General features: G+C 46.4%; 2 protein-coding genes. Both read left to right on the forward strand.

Annotated features, from left to right (window positions below; all coding sequences use genetic code 11):
* The first annotated feature begins 238 nt into the window (after window positions 1-238).
* Window positions 239-538 (forward strand): helix-turn-helix domain-containing protein, encoded by a 300-nt coding sequence (locus tag ACFO6W_RS26290; RefSeq protein WP_380002133.1) that lies wholly within the window; start codon window positions 239-241, stop codon window positions 536-538.
* Window positions 539-765: 227 nt separating this feature from the next.
* Window positions 766-1,098: hypothetical protein (locus ACFO6W_RS26295; protein WP_380002135.1), on the forward strand; the 333-nt coding region annotated here is incomplete at its 3' end.

The raw sequence follows: 1,098 nt of genomic DNA on the forward strand, positions 1-1,098 counted from the left end.
TTATAAAAGGGAATTGTCGTTTATAAATTCCCTGCCTGTTCCCTGTAGCAATTCCCTCTTTTTCCTGCAATATTCTGTATATTACATTATTACCTGTTTTCGAAAATTCCCTTTTCTGTAAACAGGTATCCTTTGTGCAATTTTGTATTGTCTAAAACGGCAGGTACTTACGGACTGCCGGACGTGCGGGATAGGCCGTAAGCTACCGGAACACGGGCAAACCAAAAATTTTTGCATAATGAACTTGTATGACTTATTAAGCGACAATGCCAGCCTGAATGTAACCATCAATGCCGGGCAACTGATCGAAGCAATCGATTATTGTATAGACAAAACCCGGGAAGAACCGGGGCATCAGGATACGGACGTTGAAAACGGAACCTGCCTGAGCGCCGGACAGGCGGCGCAGCTACTGGATGTAAATACAGGCACGCTCCGGCGCTGGAATAAATCCGGCTACCTGTGCCCTGTCTCCACCGTGGGGAGAAGGAGGTACCGGGTGAGCGATATAAAGAAAATACTACGGATGAGTCCATAAATACAGGATTTCCGGAAAATAAGCCGGAAGCCCCTGTATAGGAGGTAAAGCCTTTGCCACATAACTAATATGAATCCAATAATATTAACCTGATAACCTGATATGCGTATGGGAAAGGGTTATCCTGAAAAGATAAATAAAACAGTAGTCTGAACAACCGGATAGCCGGCATAGATAATTGAATCGCCGGCATAAATGTAAATAACAAAACAGGTAATACAAAAAAAATGGAAAACGAAGGATATATCAAGCTATACAGGTCGCTGCCGGATAAACCGATCTGGCATCTCTCGACCCCCGGGCAAAAAACAGTACTCATTACATTGCTGCTGATGGTCAACCATAAAGAGGCCGGATGGGAATGGCAGGGCAGGAAGTTCAACTGCCAGCCGGGACAGGTGGTTACCAGCCTGGAGAAGATCACCCGCAGGGCAGGCAAGGGGATATCGGTACAGCATGTCAGGACAGCCCTGGCACGCTTCGAAAAATACGGGTTCCTGACAAACGAGTCGGCAAAGACAGGCAGGCTGATAACCATCTGTAACTGGGACTGTTACCAG

This window comes from Dysgonomonas termitidis (assembly GCF_042654545.1).
GTDB classification, from domain to species: domain Bacteria; phylum Bacteroidota; class Bacteroidia; order Bacteroidales; family Dysgonomonadaceae; genus Dysgonomonas; species Dysgonomonas termitidis.